The following is a 16305-nucleotide window of genomic DNA, read 5'->3' as shown; positions in this document are numbered from 1 at the left end:
GAATTTTCATTTATTAAAAGAAATACCCCTCACTTTCAGCTTGAGCAATTGTTATTTTTCAAAAAATATATAATCCTATCTAAATATCTTCATTTGTTTATCATATTTTTTATATATTTTCTCAATCTGTTTATATTGTTCTATATTTAACTCTTTAATATATGCTAAATATCCCCTAATATATTCTTCGTTTCCTTCATTTTTCACAAGATATTTATATACTATACGCTCAAATTGCTTATATTTTCTATTTCCTATTGTTAGCTTATTTGAATTATTATCTATTACTACACCTGTAATTTGTCTTTTACTCTTTTTATTCATAAAAAATGTTTTTTTATGGTTCATTTCAAAACCATATTTTGTAATATACTTTTCCACAAAATCTACTAAATTTTTATCTATATAATCATATGATGATATAACAATATCATCAGCATATCTTGTATAATAAAATTCCCCAATACTATCTAACTTTTTCTTCAATTCTAAATCAAAATCATACATTACCATATTAGCAATTCTAGGAGATGCAACACTTCCAACAACCAAATATTTTCCTTTGTACAAACAAATATCTAATATAAACTTTATATCTTCATCATCTAAACCTAATTCGTCTATTATTTGCCTATTATTCCTAAAATATCCAAATAGCATTTGTCTTGTTATTGACGGAAAAAAATTCGTTATATCTGTATGTAATATATATTTTGAATTTTTATGAAACAATGCATTTTTTCTAATTGAGTTACCCTTCGAATACGCATAGCTATATTCTGATACAGGAAAATTATTTAATATATTTCTTAACAACCAACGCTGTATAACTTTTAATTCTTTCGATGGCTGCAAAATTTCTCTTTTTCCTCCACCCTTTTTATCAATAAAATATCTCGCATATAAATTGTTTCTTAATGCAATAAACTCTACATATTTCGCATCAATTCCTATACTATTAGCAATTTTCTCATTTAATTTCATAAAATCTCCATTCTTTGTGGCTGATATTTGTCCATTCTATTAATATATTTTATTCTAACATCATTAAATTCTTTTCTAGATATTGTAAACATAATATTATAACATGATATTTTCTTATTAATAATGTAGTATCCCTTATCTTTTTTTACTAAACCAATTCTTTCCATTAATACTAAAACCTTTTTTATACTTCTAATTTTATGCCCCTCTGTATTAAGAATTTCATAATTATCAAAATCTTTTATTTTTTTATACAATTTTTCAATTTCAAAAAATTCTAAAGGCTGAAAAATCTCAATAATATTCGCTAATTCATAAATTAAACTTTTTAAATGTATTTGTTTAGAATCATTATTTATGTGTATTTTCAATGTTTCATTTGCAACTTTATTAATTAAATCATCATAAACAGAACTAAACTTTAACCATTCTAAACCATTATGCAAAATAACACTTTGTTCATCTCTATTTTCTAACATTTTTACAGGACCTTTTGTAATAAATGAATTCTTATATTCTTCTTTATCTTCATTAATAACTATTGTCTTATTACGGCACTGTTCATCCATAACAAAAGCACCTAATTCACAAAATGTCCCTGGGCTCTCCGCTACAATAATAATTTTGTCACTTATTTCAGCTAACATTTTTTCAAAAGAAAAAATATCTTCTGATAAATCTTGTACATATAAATATTCTGATATAACACATAATACTGACTTATATTCTGTTCCATAATCATTTTTTGCCTTAAATTTTTCCAATCTTTTTATTGTATATTTGCGTATAGTATCTTGTCCTTCTTTAATCTCTTTTCCACAAACAAACACAAATCTAGGTGCTGACAATGTAACATTACTAGATATATTATTTTTTCTGAGCTTTTTCTTTAACATTTCTATTAACTCTTTTATTATTTTATCTTCTAATATTTGCATTACTCACTCCACTAAAAAAAGAGATTCTACATTAAGGCGCAAGCGATGTTTATGACATGCAAGGCTGCTGGCAGCATTGCATGCCATAAACATCGCAACGAATGCCAACAATTTTTCTTTCTCTGAACTCAACTCAGAGTAACCAAAGACTTAAAAGTCTTTAGATTAATACTAGAATCTCTTGCTTATATTTTAACACATATTTAAATATTTTAATACAACTTTTTGTTATTAATTTTACTTAGCATATTCATACAGAATCTTAAGCAAATTCTTATTATCCTGTAAATCTACATCTTTTTGAAAATACTGGTTAAAGCCACTATATGTATTAAATCCCAACATATATATAGACATTACTATTGCTAAAGGTTCAGACTCCCCACTTATTTTATATGCAATATTCTTGAGTTCCTCTAAAACTGTATCATTAGGCGTATTAACACTTTTACCGTCATTTACTACATTTTCTATAATTTCGGGTAATACCATACACATTTGATAAAACGCATCTTCCTCTCCTGTAACCAATGCATAAAACTTATCCAAGCTAACCCTTCGTATTCTTTTATGCGAAACTTTATTCTTATCAACCGTTGTTTCCCATTTTATATTTTGCGATTTTTGAGCAATCGCTTCAACCAAAAAACAAGCACAATCATCATCCATCAACAACTGATTCTGCATTTTTATATATGTCTTACCTGCTGAAGCAGAATTCATAGTATTATGTTTATTTTTCATTTCTACATATATATGGTGAACAATATCTCCATCTGGCAATTTTATTCCTTCCTCATTCTCATATATAACATCCCATCCACCTTCCTTTCCATTATCTGGCACACGACAGTTCATAATATATTGAAATATTCTTTGATGAAAATAACCTATATCATTATTATTTGACTTATCTCTTTGTCGAAATATTTCATTACTAACTATCTCTTCCCATGTAGAACGATATACAGTTTTATCAAAAATCAATTTAATAGGGTCAATTATATTTTTGTTAAATCTTTTCACATCAAATGATTCTAATTTTTCACCATATTTTTCAATAGTTGATTTAACATGTTCTGTAAAATCACTTTCAGATATAAATTTCAACTTCCATTCCATAATCATTTTTCCTCCAAAGTCTCTCTGATTTTTTTTGCTACCTCATATGCCAAATTAACAGGTACTGCATTTCCAACCTGTCTATATTGTGACATTACGCTTCCACAGAATATCCAATCATCAGGAAAACTCTGACACCTTGCATTTTCACGCACAGTAAAAGGTCTTGCCTCTAAAGGATGACATCTCTCCGTCTGCTTTTGAGATGGTGATGTCAATACTGTCAATGCCGGTTCTTCCATACTCATTCTCCTCAATATTCCCGTTCTTCCTCCTCCCATATTCCAACAACTCTTCATATAAGTCTTTGCTATCTCTGGGTCAATATCTTTCCAATAACCTCCCGGAGGCACTAGTTCAAATATTCTTCTCTTATTTTCACCATAAGGTACACCTTCACTGTCTGGCACATCATACAATACATCCTTCAAAACCAATTTATAATCATACTTTTCAGGAAAACTATAATGCAGTTTACCAGCTAAATCTTTTCTAGTGCCAATAGTAATCAGTCTCTCCCTCTTTTGAGCCACTCCATAATCCCAAGCGTTTAAAACCTGTTTTTGTATCTTATACCCCATTTTCTCAAAAATACCTAGAATTATCTGATATGTTTTTCCTTTATCATGAGTCAATAATCCCTTGACATTTTCAAATAAAAACATCTTTGGTTGTAACTTTTCAAGAAAAACCGCATAATGATAAAATAATGTTCCTCTTGCGTCTTCCAACCCTAATCGTTTTCCAGCATACGAAAACGATTGACATGGTGCACCACCAGATAATAAATCCAATTCGCCCTTTTTTATATTAAACAATACTTCCAAATCATCCTCAGAAACATTTGCAATATCATCACATATAATGTTCCAATCAGGACGATTTGTCTTTAAAGTCATACATGCATCTTTATCTAGCTCAACTAAGCCAATTGTGTGAAAGCCAGCCTTTTCTACTCCTAATGCTAATCCACCAGCACCTGCAAACAATTCTATTGTTTTTAACATTTTTTACCTCTTCTATATATCATTTATAAATAATTATTTTTTCTGTTTAAATCAACAAATCCGAATAACCGTTCTCATAAAATTATATCAAAACTCAACCTCCTTTTCCATATAATTTTTTAATACATCTTCTGGCTAATTACTAATCAAACTATACATATTTTTAAATATTTCTAAAAAAATCACTACCCTCTTTAAGCGAATATATATTAAAATAATTTCTAAAAAAATCTAAAACAAGCTTCTTATCTTCATCCGAAAGATTAGCAAAATCTTTTTGTATTTCATTTTTCTTTAGAAAAACTTTTTCTATAAAAATATTACACTCTTTTTCATTGTGTCTACTCATATATAAATGCCTCCTTTTTGATTTTCTAATATTACTATACATTATTTTTTTTCAAAAAAAGCGACAATTTAACGACAGAAAAACGACAGTTAATAATAAAAAAAAGATATATTCTACGTTTTCACAGCAAATGGTGTCTAAACACTGTCAACCGTCAGCACTTAGAATATGCATTTTATACCTTTATGTACTACTATAGCTGTTCCTGTTCCCCAAGGCGGACGATGCATAAATCGCCCATTTGTCGTATAATAGCTGCTTCCATGACGTTTGGTCAAATAAATGTGATCTTATTTTTATAAATATATTAAAAAAAGCCGCAGAAAACACGATAAAATCGTGATATTCTGTGGCTATATTTTTTGAATAGTGTTTAAAGCTGGCTTATGCCCTAAATTCTTCCATACAACTTCATTTCAGCATGAAGAACCTCTGCCAATGTGTCATTGTACGCTCCCGGCAGACATCTCCAGCTCCAATTTTTATCACTGAGCGTTGAAGGAGTATTCATTCTTGCAGATTTTCCAAGTCCCAATATATCCTGCATCTGCATGATTGCCGTATCTGCTATACAAGCCCACGCTGTACGCATCATACCCCAGTGATAACCTTCTGCTTCTGAAAGTCTCATATATTTCTTCGCATATTCTGCATCTTCTTTTGATATTGCCTCAAACCATCCAAGAATTGTATCATTATCATGAGTTCCCGCATAAACGACACAATTTTTGTTATAGAGATGCGGAAGATATCCTGATTCTGTATCTCTGCTGTCAAATGCAAACTCGAGAACTTTCATTCCCGGAAAACCTGTATCTTTAAGAAGCTGTCTGACTGAATCCGTCAAAAATCCTAAATCTTCTGCTATAATAGGAAGCTCTCCCAATTTTTCGTTTATTACATTAAACAGATCAATTCCAGGTCCTTCTTTCCACTCTCCATTTCTCGCTGTTTTTTCACCGTACGGTATAGAATAGTACGCATCAAATCCTCTGAAATGGTCAATACGAAGAATATCATATATTTTTGTCTGATATGCTATTCTGTCAACCCACCAGCTGTAGTTCTGCTCTTTCATAAGTTCCCAGTTAAATAATGGATTTCCCCAAAGCTGTCCGTCTGCAGAAAATCCATCAGGTGGACACCCTGCAACACTTATCGGAATAAGATTATTATCAAGCTGGAACTGGTCAGGATGTGCCCAGACATCCGCACTGTCTGATGATACATAAATAGGGATATCTCCTATTATTTTTATTCCATTCTCATTTGCATATGCTTTTATTTTCTTCCACTGACTGAAAAACAAAAATTGAACACATTCCCAGAATTTTATTTCATCTTTTAACTTTTCTCTCTCTACCGAAAGTGCCTTGTTATCTCTTTTTCTAAGAATTTCAGGCCATTCAATCCATGAAACTCCATTCTGTTCATCTTTTATTGCCATAAAAAGCGCATAATCAGAAAGCCACTTTTCATTTTCAGTCCTGAATTCAGAAATTAGTGTCTCATATTTTTCCTCAGCTGCTTTAGTTGCTTTTTTTAATACACTAAATCTCTTTTTATAAAGCAGACCATAATCTGCTTTTTCCTGATTATCTCCCCAATCTATATTTTCATAATCACTTTTTTCAAGCAGACCTGCTTCACACAAATCATCCAAATCTATCATATATGGATTTCCGGCATATGAAGAAAATGATTGATATGGTGAATCTCCATAACTTGTAGGACATATGGGCAATATCTGCCAATATGACTGCCCTGCCTTATGTAAAAAGCGGACAAATTCTCTTGCTGCCTCTCCCATTGTTCCTATACCATATGGTGATGGTAATGAAGTAATAGGCATTAAAATTCCTGCTCTTCTCAAAGTTTTTTCCTCCTTTTACATTTCATAATTAAATTTTTCTAACGCTTTCTCTCTCAAGAAGCTGGAATGGCACTGATACATCTCTTCCCTCTCCCGGATAATGTATCTGCCTAAGCATAAGTTCTACTCCCTCTCTAGCCATTCTATCTGTATCCTGCCTTATAGTTGTAAGTCTTGGAATACAATAATTAGAAAGGCTTATTCCGTCAAATCCAACCACTGAAATATCGTCAGGCACTCTTTTTCCTGCATCACATATTGCACGCATTGCACCGACTGCAATCGTATCACTGAGTGCAATTATAGCCGTGACACCTGATACCTGCTTCAAAAGTTTCTTTGCTGCCTGATACCCGTCTTCCATAGAATAACGACACGGTATATACGCTTTTTTTTCTTCAAAATCAATTCCATTTTCTTTAAAACTTCTAAGACATCCTTCATATCTGCTCGAACTTATCTGAGTTGCGGACAATGTTCCACCTATAACTCCGATTTTTTTATGTCCCTGTTTTATAAGATAACTTCCGACCTGATATGAAGCTTCCTCATCATCCGTATAAAATGATGAAAGATTGCTTATGTTCAAACTGCCCGCACTGTTAGTCAACAATACACAAGGAACTTCTATGCTGTCAAAAGCATCAAAATAATCAAGATTTCCTCCCAAAAATATTATCCCTTTGGGATTTCTGTCCCTGCACAATGAAAGTGCACACTCTACTTCATTTGCATCCTCATCTATATAAGAAACTTCTGCATTTTCACCGTTTCTAGAGAATAACATTTGCATTTTTTCAAGAATATCAGCAAAAAGCATATTCTGATTTCCCTTAACTATAATAGAAAGAGATGATACCGACTGCCTTTTCAAGTGTCTTGCATTTGTATTTGGCTGAAAGTTGCTTTCTTCTATAACTTCCATTATCTTTTTTCTTGCCTTATCACTAACATCGGAATGATTATTCAATACACGGGATACGGTTCCTATACCATATCCCGATAATTTGGCGATATCTTTTATGGTCATACATTTTCCTCGCTTTTCTTCTGTTCCGGAATATCCCCTGCAGAATACTCCGAATAAAATGTATTTTAACCCTTAACCGCACCAGCTGCAACACCCTTAATAATATATTTCTGACAACATAAGTAAAATACTACTACTGGAATAACTGCCATAATAAGACAAGCCATAATAGCTCCCATATCAACTCTTCCGTAGCTGCCCTTCATATACTGGATAATAATCGATATAGTCTTATATTTCTTAATATCAAGTGTAAGATATGGAAGAAGGAAGTCGTTCCAAATCCACATTGCCTCAAGGATTCCTACTGATATAAGCGTTGGTTTCATCATTGGTATTACAACGTTAAAAAATGTTCTTATTGGACTGCAGCCGTCAATCATGGCTGCCTCCTCAACTTCGATTGGAATTGATTTTACAAAGCCGCAGAACATAAATACCGCCAGACCTGCACCAAATCCAAGATATATTATCAAAAGACCCCATGGTGTATTAAGTCCAAGAGAATCTGCTGTTCCTGATAATGTAAACATTACCATCTGGAACGGAATTACCATTGAGAATACGCAAAGAAGATAAATTGCTTTTGTAATCTTTGTCTGTACTCTTGTAATAAACCATGCACACATTGAACAGCATACAAGAATAAGTAATACACCGCCTACCGTAATAAATACGGTCCAGCCTACTGCCTTAATAAATTCATATTTTGTTATAGCCTCTTTAAAGTTTTCCATTCCGACAAATGTCTTTGATGACGGAAATTTAAATGGTTCAAGACTTATATATGTCTTTTTCTTAAAAGAGTTAATCAATACAACAATAATCGGTGATACAAATATTATTGATATAATCGTAAATAATAATGTTGCTAAAATTCCTTTTACCCTTTTCATTACTGCTGCACCTCCTTACTTCTTGTAAGTCTAAGCTGTAACATACTTATAACTATTACTGCAAGGAAGAAAATAACCGCCTTAGCCTGACCTACACCTTCATAACCTACTCTTCCATAGAACGTATCATAAATATTCAATGCAAGCATCTCAGTCTTGTGAAGCGGTTCACCACCTGTAAGTGAAAGGTTCTGGTCAAAGAGCTTGAATGAGTTTGTTATTGTTAAGAATGTACATATTGTTATTGATGGCATCATATTAGGAATAGTAACATGGAAAAGTCTCTTCCATGCATTTGCTCCATCAATCATAGCAGCTTCTTTTAATGAATCAGGTATTGCCTGTAAACCTGCTATGTAAACAATCATCATATAACCTATCTGCTGCCAGCAGATTAAGATTACGAGTCCCCAAAAACCTAATTTTGCATTTAATTTTAATGCCATGTCAAATTTACTGAATATACCATCAAATATAAGCTGCCAGATATATCCAAGAACAATACCACCTATAAGGTTTGGCATAAAGAATATTGTTCTGAAAATATTTGTTCCTTTAATTTTCTGTGTAAGCGCAAGTGCAAGTGCAAATGCCAAAAGATTAACAAGTACCAGCGTCACTACCGCGAATATGGCAGTAAATCCAAATGCATGAGGGAATGTTGAATCCTTAAATGCTTCTACATAGTTGCTAAATCCCACAAAAGATGCATCCTTGATAGTGGTAAATTTACAAAATGATAAATAAATTCCTTCGATAAATGGCACGATAAATCCAATTGTGAATGCCGCCATAGTCGGAAGCAAAAATACCGGCCAGTATTTTTTTATTGCTTTTTCCATAATAATCCTCATTTCTGCACATATCCACTGTGCATAACGCAAAAAACGTAGCTGTTCCCTTTTTCCCTGCCTAATACATTACTGTGTATAAAGTATAAAGCAGCTTTTGTTTAATACAGGGGACACGTTTGACCGTCTCCCCCATATATTAGTCTGTCCACATTAGTAAACAATTTGTAATATAACTAATGCTTAATAGTCTGTAATTTAAAATTATTTCTTAGCTGCTGCGGCCTCTTTTGCCCATCCGTCAACGAATGCTTTCTTTACAAGATCCCAATTTGCATCTGTCTGCTTAGAAGCATATGTTGTAAGAGCTGAACCAAGGTCATTTTTCCACTTCTCAGATGGCATAGTTGTGAAATTCCATGTTACAGGTTTCTTACCCTGATTTACATAGTCATTTGCAATGTTTACAAGAGGATTGTCAGATTCAAGGTTTTTCTTAAACGGAATAACAAATCCCATTCCGTCCTGTCCTGAAGGCATAGCCCCTGCTGCTCCACAAATACATTTAACTGCAGTCTCGTCAGTTACACACCAGTTCATGAAATCAAGTGTTGCCTGAATATCTTCTTTAGATGCTTTCTTGTTTACACACCAGTAATTCTCTGTACCTGTACAAAGTCCCTGATCTTCTTCTCCGTCTACACCGATGTAGATAGGAAGCATTCCAAGATTTTCATCTCCGATGTCTGCTATATCTGAGTAAGCCCATGTACCGTTCTGATAAAATACAGCTTTTTCAGTAACAAATTCTGCAACTGCATCATCACCTGTCTTTGTGCTAAGCTGTTTTGGACTTGTTGTAGAATTGTTTACATATAAATTCCAAATGTTACGATAGTTGTCAAGGTATGTTCCCTTAATTGCATCTGTATTTTCGATGTTATCCTGCTGATATTCATAATAAATAGGAAGGTTTGCAAGATGTGTTTTAAATCTCCAGTCTGAACTTCCATCCATACCTGCTGATGTGAATGCTGAGAATCCAAGGTCTTTGCTTCTCTTTGTGATGTCTTCAGCCACCTTCTTAAGGTCATCAAAATTCTTTATATCATCCTGTGTGTATCCGGCTTTTTTCAAAAGATTCTTGTTGTAAATTATACCGTATGATTCAATAGCATAACCTATACCGGCAACAGAATCACCATCTTTTAATAAGAAATCATCGCTTGTAATCTGCTTTGCAATTTCAGAATCTTTAAGATCATAGCAATAATCTTTCCAAGATGCGAGTCCAACCGGTCCGTTTACCTGAAACAATGTCGGAGCTTCGCTCTTACCCATCTCACTCTTAAGTGTTGTCTCATACTGATTTGCTGCGGCTGTTACTACATTTACCTTAACACCTGTTTTCTCTGTGTAGATATCTGCAAGTTCCTGCCACTGTGCATCAGCTTCAGGTTTGAAGTTCAAATAATAAACTGTTCCTTTAGCTTCTTTCTTACTGCTGCTTTCCTTTTTATCACTTGCGCCACCGCAGCCTGTAAGTGCTGATGCTGTCATAACTGCTGCAAGTCCAAGTGCTATAAGTCCTTTCTTTCTCATAGTTATCCTCCTAAATTAGAATAGTTGTTGTTTCCATTTTGAATACTTTAAATAACTTTAAAATAATATGTATTTTTGTGGAAACGTTTTTGGAAATGTTTCTGGAAATGTTTCCATTTCGTTGTAACTAAAATATATAACATTTAGATAAAAAATGCAATATTTTTTTTAATCTTTTGTGCTTTTTGTCATCTTTGCACAAAAATGCCCCGATAATTCAACTGAATTACCGGGGTGTTTTGTGCATTTTTACTATATTCAGGCTGAGTTTTTACATAAGCTGCGATACTCCATCAGCTTTTCCCTTGCATTTCTGCCTATATGTCTCGGAACTTCAATTCCTATCGTAACATACTGGTCACCGTAAGTCTTTCCGTCCTTTTTAGACACAACACCTTTTCCCTTAAGACGTATTTTTGTACCGGACTGTGTTCCCTCTTTTATCCTGCACTCAACATCTCCATAAAGTGTATGGACACGCACATCTCCTCCGAGAACCGCAGTCGTATATGGTACATTTACCTTTGTATATATATCCTGTCCTTTTCTCTCATAGCCCGGTTTCTCACCTACTTTAACCCTGAGAAATAAATCTCCGGCCTCTGCTTTTCCCATACCCGGATGACCCTTTCCTTTGAGCCTGATACTGTTTCCGTCGTCAATTCCCGCCGGTATATGAACTTTTAATGACTGCTCTTTTCCTGTCCTGCCATTACGCAAAGTAATCACCTTGTCACATCCAAACACAGCCTCATCAAATGTTACTCCTATGTCAGCCTCTGTATCATCGCCTCTCATATCATAACCAAACTCCGGCTCCCGACCTCCTGTGCTGTAAAAATGTGTTCCCGAAAATCCACCATGTTCTCCAAAATGTCCGTCCTCATCAAAGCTGCTGCGACCGCCAGCTCCACCACTTTGCCCAAAACCATCGTGGCCACCAAAACCTCCAAAACTTCCATGACCACTAAAGTGACCGTCATTAAACAGGTCTCCAAATATATCTCCAAAAATATCCGATGCATCTCCAGTGAAATGATACTCTCTGTGTGTTCCATAAGGTCCATCATAGGACTCCCCGTCTCCCGGCGAAAATCCTTCTTCAAATGCGGCATGACCAAACTGATCATAAAGTTTCTTCTTTTCAGAATCACTAAGTACATTATAAGCTTCTGTAATTTCCTTAAACTTTTGCTCAGCTGCTGCGTCACCGGGATTCATGTCGGGATGATACTTCTTTGCCATCTTACGATATGCTTTTTTTATTGTCTTATCATCAGCGTTCCTATCAATTCCAAGCACCTTATAGTAATCCTGCTTCACAGCCATAACAACCTCCCCCTTTCCTGCGCTGTCCTTTACGCTGCATTTTGAAAAAGGAGCGATTTTTCACCGCTCCCTCCATCATCTTTATCTGATATATGATAGTACAAATTAAAATATAATACTAAAAACCGTTTTTGGCAGTTTTAAATGTATTTATCCACTGTCTGTTACAGGATTGAAATATATCTTTCCTCTTCTCTCTGTGGTAATGCTTCTTTCTTAGGCACATTCAATGTAAGAACTCCATTCTCAAATTTTGCTTTTATATCTTCCTGTGTCAGTTCTTTACCTACATAAAAGTTTCTGCTGCATGTAGAATAAAATCTCTCTCTGCATATATATCTGCTTGTATCATCCTTAGATGTTTTATCATCCTTAGATGTTTTATCATCCTTAGACGTTTCTGCCGTAACTGTAAGATATCCGTCTTTTAATTCAGCCTTTATATCCTCTTTCTTAAATCCCGGCAAATCCATGATAACTTCAAAACCATCTTTGTTTTCCTTTATATCTGTTTTCATCAATCCGCTATTATAATAACTCTTTTTATAATTTCTTTCAGGTGCATCAAAAAATCCATCCATTAAATCATTTGCAAAAATACTAGGCATTAACATAATCAATCGCTCCTTCCAAAAATCTATTACTGTCCGCATCTGTGATGCAACAGTAAATAAAATCTTATTTATTTTTTAATATTGTTTGTTTCTCTGTTGCTGATTATGTTATACCACTTCTATTAGCACTCGTCAATAGTGAGTGCTAATAATTTTTGTGAACTTTTTGTGAACTTGTATCAATTAAATTCCATTTTATTTATGACACACTACCAATATTTTTTTCTTTTAAATACAATCAGACTCACAACAACTATCAGCACACTGATTCCTATAACAAACGGATAGGCATATTTCATTTTAAGCTCCGGCATATATGAAAAATTCATTCCATACCACCCTGCTATCAGTGTCAATGGCAGAAAAATTGTTGTTACTATCGTGAGCATCTTCATTACATCATTCTGGTGTATCTCTATCTCAGACTGGTACACATCCTGAACCTGCATCGCATATTCTCTTAGTATCTGTGTTTCCTGTGCAAGTCTTGTCATCTTTTCAGAATACATTTTAAAAAGTTCCACAATATCATCCGAAAAAAATTCCTCTTCATTTCCGGCAAGTTCATCCCCTGTTTCCGCAAGCTGTGTATAATAATGATAAAATCTCGCTATTATCTTTTTTAATCTCAAAAGACCTATATTGAATTTATCAGACTGCTCTTTCATGATATCCTCTTCAATCTCTGTTATCTTGTGCTCTATCTTCTGCAGGAAAAGTAAATCTTCATCTATAAACGAAACAAAAAAATCGTATATAAATCTTTCTATCGAATAATCTTTTGTAACCGCTTTTCCTGATATTCTCACTATATTTTTATCAACGTTATCATCATCGCTTAAAATGATTACCCTGTTTTTCAATATATATATAGCAAAAAGTGTATCTTTTTTTCCATATTCTTTTGATGGCACTTGAAATGTCCCGTACAAAAAATCCTTATGACTTTCCATCTTGCAAAAATGAATTTCATCAGGCGAATGCCAGATTCCGCACTTCCCCCACAAAATTTTTTCGTTATCCCACTCTGACATTTTAAATACACCAATACATTCATCATTTTCCCAAAATGTATCAAGAGCAATTTTAAATATACCGTCCTCTTTTACTATATAATACACTTCTTCCACCTGCATACTTAATACTTTATTCTTGCTTTGCTGCCTTATTTTTGTTTATACCTAATTTGTATTTTATCCAAATTTATTGTAAAATAATCAGTGGTAATTTTTTATTACCACGATAATATATTGTGGTCAAAATCCAATTAAGAAAGGAAACCTTATATATGAAGAAAAGATTATGTCTTCTGCTCTGTTTTTCGCTAATATTTTTATCATCTTGCGGCAGACAATCAAACAATATACGTTTTGGAGCCGCTGACATAGGCGGTATGTACTATGCTTTTGCAAGCAGTTTCTCCGGTGCTATATCAAAAGACACCTCCGATTACAAGTTTGAAGTCAAAAATACAGCCGGTTCTGCGGCTAACCTTAGACTTCTGTCTGACAAATATATAGACCTTGGTATCGCACAGGCAGACCTTATCAAGGATGCTTACGATGGCACAGGTTATTTTAAAGACAATATCTGTAATGGCTATAAAGCTGTTGCTGCACTTTATACTGAAGCATGCCAGATAGTCGTTAAAGCAAACTCAGGTATAAAAAGCATTGATGACCTTCAGGGTCGAAAAGTAAGTATCGGTGCAAAGGAATCCGGTACGGAAATTAACGCAAATCAGATTTTAGAATTCAGCGGTTTAAATTCTAAACTTGTCAATATGGTAAATCTTGATTACACCGATGCGGCAAAACAGCTTGCCGAAGGTAAGATTGATGCATTTTTCTGCACAGCCGGACTTCAGACAACAGTAATATCTGAACTTACTAAAGAATGCAGTATCAGAATTTTAAGTATTGATGATAAATGTATTAAAAAACTGCTTACAGCCTATCCTTGTTACAGTAAGTATGAAATACCTGCAAACACTTATGCAGGCCAGTCGGAAAACGTAACTACAATAGGTGTAAAATCAGTATTGCTTGCATCTGACAGCCTTTCTGAAAACGCTGTCAAGCAATTTACTAAAACCTTTTTTAAACATAATAAAGATTTACAATATGCAACTTCTCTTGAACTTATAACTGATGAAAATACAGCGGTTCAGGGTATTGATATTCCATTCCATTCGGGCGCAGCCGCTTATTATAAGGAAAAAGGAATTACAGCCACAACACAAAAATAATACAAATACATCGTCAGCTATTTATTTATGAGCGAATGTAAATAGCTGTTATGGTTTCATATTGCCACAACAAATCGCTTGGAAATGAGGAATTAACTTTATGAAAATTCAATTAGACATGTACCAAACGCTTGCTGCTGCAGTTTTGGTACTTTTATTAGGAAGTTATCTGAGAAAAAAAATAAATATTCTGGAAAAATTCTGTATTCCAGCGCCTGTTATAGGTGGATTACTCTTTGCTATTTTTACATGTGTATGTTATACTACCGGAATTATTGAATTTTCCTTTGATGATACTCTGCGTGAGGTGTGCATGGTATTTTTCTTTACATCTGTTGGCTTTCAGGCAAACTTAAAGGTTTTAAAAAGCGGCGGAAAATCCTTATTGGTATTCCTCGCACTTGTTATCACACTGATTTTTTCGCAGAACCTGCTTGCCATCGGACTTTCAAAGGTACTTGGCTTAAATCCTCTCATCGGAATGTGTACAGGTTCAATACCTATGGTCGGCGGTCACGGTACTGCCGGTGCATTCGGTCCGGTACTCGAGGATTTTAATATTAAGGGTGCAACAACTATCTGTACTGCCGCTGCCACTTTCGGACTTATAACAGGAAGTCTTGTTGGCGGTCCTATAGGAAAGCGCCTTATCGAGAAAAGAAATCTTATGTGCAATGTTCCGTCTGAGGATGACAGCCTTTTGGTTGAGGACGAGGAAAAACACCAGCGTCATACAAATATGTACGCAACCGCAGTATTCCAGCTTATACTTGCAATAGGACTCGGCACCATCTTTTCGTATTTTCTCACAAAGACAGGACTTACTTTTCCTATCTATATAGGTGCAATGCTCGCCGCTGCACTTATGCGTAATATTACTGAGTATTCAAGCAAGGGAACTATCCATATGGGTGAGATAAACGACCTCGGCGGAATCAGTCTTTCACTCTTTCTCGGAATGGCAATGATTACTTTAAAGCTCTGGGAACTTGCCACTCTCGCCCTGCCGCTTGTTATCCTGCTCGCAGCACAGACGCTTCTCATATGCGTATTCACATACTTTGCCATATTCAATGTTATGGGAAGAGATTATGATGCAGCCGTGCTTTCTGCCGGAACCTGCGGCTTTGGTATGGGGGCTACCCCAAACGCCATGGCAAATATGCAGGCAATCTGCGACCTATATGTTCCATCCGTAAAGGCATACCTTATCATACCGCTTATCGGAAGTTTATTTGCAGATTTTATCAACAGTCTTGTTATTACATTTTTCATTAATATACTTTAAATGGAGGGATTTTTATGTTTCACTGGAAAAAGAAAAATGAGCAAAAACATGTTGAGGAAAAACATGATTACAATTTAACTTTTGAAAATGTAGCAATTCCGGAAGTCCATACACACAAGACCCACGACGAAGCGACCGAAAATGAAAGTGACGACTCTTCCATAAACTATGATAATCTGGCTATACCGGAAGTTCATATACGAAAAAAATAACAAAATAATTTTTACAGAATGG

The 16305-nt window shown here is 34.4% G+C and carries 16 protein-coding genes; 3 read left to right on the top strand and 13 right to left on the bottom strand.

From position 1 onward, the window contains the following. Positions 1-75: 75 nt before the first annotated feature. The 13 genes from ACZLXV_RS01375 to ACZLXV_RS01315 form a co-directional block, all read right to left on the bottom strand. Positions 76-984 (bottom strand): retron St85 family RNA-directed DNA polymerase, encoded by a 909-nt coding sequence (locus ACZLXV_RS01375; RefSeq protein ID WP_482382270.1) that lies wholly within the window; start codon positions 982-984, stop codon positions 76-78. Next, the gene (locus ACZLXV_RS01370) at positions 981-1922 is read right to left on the bottom strand and encodes a retron St85 family effector protein (RefSeq protein ID WP_482382269.1); all 942 of its coding nucleotides are present in this window, start codon (positions 1920-1922) and stop codon (positions 981-983) included. Before ACZLXV_RS01370 ends, ACZLXV_RS01375 begins: the two co-directional genes overlap by 4 nt. Before the next feature lie 237 nt (positions 1923-2159). Continuing rightward, complete coding sequence (locus ACZLXV_RS01365) at positions 2160-3044, bottom strand: Eco47II family restriction endonuclease (RefSeq protein ID WP_482382268.1); 885 nt, start codon at positions 3042-3044, stop codon at positions 2160-2162. Between the two features lie 2 nt (positions 3045-3046). Next, a complete protein-coding gene (locus ACZLXV_RS01360; protein ID WP_482382267.1) occupies positions 3047-4051 on the bottom strand; it encodes a DNA cytosine methyltransferase in 1005 nt (334 codons plus the stop codon). Positions 4052-4214: 163 nt separating this feature from the next. Next, positions 4215-4400 carry a hypothetical protein gene (locus ACZLXV_RS01355; RefSeq protein WP_482382266.1) on the bottom strand — a complete coding sequence of 62 codons (186 nt, stop codon included), beginning with the start codon at positions 4398-4400 and terminating at the stop codon, positions 4215-4217. Between the two features lie 391 nt (positions 4401-4791). Further along, positions 4792-6273 (bottom strand): 4-alpha-glucanotransferase, encoded by a 1482-nt coding sequence (gene malQ, locus ACZLXV_RS01350; protein WP_482382265.1) that lies wholly within the window; start codon positions 6271-6273, stop codon positions 4792-4794. A gap of 28 nt (positions 6274-6301) precedes the next feature. Beyond that, complete coding sequence (locus tag ACZLXV_RS01345; RefSeq protein ID WP_022224161.1) at positions 6302-7303, bottom strand: LacI family DNA-binding transcriptional regulator; 1002 nt, start codon at positions 7301-7303, stop codon at positions 6302-6304. A 65-nt stretch (positions 7304-7368) separates the two neighbouring features. Further along, positions 7369-8199, bottom strand: a complete 831-nt coding sequence (locus ACZLXV_RS01340; RefSeq protein WP_022224162.1) for a carbohydrate ABC transporter permease — start codon at positions 8197-8199, stop codon at positions 7369-7371. Continuing rightward, positions 8199-9041 carry a carbohydrate ABC transporter permease gene (locus ACZLXV_RS01335; protein ID WP_367336500.1) on the bottom strand — a complete coding sequence of 281 codons (843 nt, stop codon included), beginning with the start codon at positions 9039-9041 and terminating at the stop codon, positions 8199-8201. Before ACZLXV_RS01335 ends, ACZLXV_RS01340 begins: the two co-directional genes overlap by 1 nt. A gap of 213 nt (positions 9042-9254) precedes the next feature. Continuing rightward, the gene (locus tag ACZLXV_RS01330) at positions 9255-10592 is read right to left on the bottom strand and encodes an ABC transporter substrate-binding protein (RefSeq protein ID WP_482382264.1); all 1338 of its coding nucleotides are present in this window, start codon (positions 10590-10592) and stop codon (positions 9255-9257) included. A gap of 258 nt (positions 10593-10850) precedes the next feature. Continuing rightward, a complete protein-coding gene (locus ACZLXV_RS01325; protein ID WP_482382263.1) occupies positions 10851-11921 on the bottom strand; it encodes a DnaJ C-terminal domain-containing protein in 1071 nt (356 codons plus the stop codon). Between the two features lie 164 nt (positions 11922-12085). Beyond that, the gene (locus ACZLXV_RS01320; RefSeq protein ID WP_482382262.1) at positions 12086-12535 is read right to left on the bottom strand and encodes an Hsp20/alpha crystallin family protein; all 450 of its coding nucleotides are present in this window, start codon (positions 12533-12535) and stop codon (positions 12086-12088) included. A gap of 209 nt (positions 12536-12744) precedes the next feature. Continuing rightward, positions 12745-13656, bottom strand: a complete 912-nt coding sequence (locus tag ACZLXV_RS01315; protein WP_482382261.1) for a magnesium transporter CorA family protein — start codon at positions 13654-13656, stop codon at positions 12745-12747. Positions 13657-13823: 167 nt separating this feature from the next. On the opposite strand from ACZLXV_RS01315, the gene ACZLXV_RS01310 reads away from it, so the two are divergent. From ACZLXV_RS01310 to ACZLXV_RS01300, 3 genes are all read left to right on the top strand, one after another. Beyond that, positions 13824-14783 (top strand): TAXI family TRAP transporter solute-binding subunit, encoded by a 960-nt coding sequence (locus ACZLXV_RS01310; protein WP_482382260.1) that lies wholly within the window; start codon positions 13824-13826, stop codon positions 14781-14783. A 100-nt stretch (positions 14784-14883) separates the two neighbouring features. After that, positions 14884-16071 carry a sodium/glutamate symporter gene (gltS, locus tag ACZLXV_RS01305; protein ID WP_022224169.1) on the top strand — a complete coding sequence of 396 codons (1188 nt, stop codon included), beginning with the start codon at positions 14884-14886 and terminating at the stop codon, positions 16069-16071. A 14-nt stretch (positions 16072-16085) separates the two neighbouring features. Continuing rightward, the gene (locus tag ACZLXV_RS01300; RefSeq protein ID WP_482382259.1) at positions 16086-16283 is read left to right on the top strand and encodes a hypothetical protein; all 198 of its coding nucleotides are present in this window, start codon (positions 16086-16088) and stop codon (positions 16281-16283) included. Positions 16284-16305: the final 22 nt, after the last annotated feature.

The sequence above is a fragment of the Butyribacter sp. genome, assembly GCF_056818865.1.
This window is presented reverse-complemented; position numbering and strand designations above follow the sequence as displayed.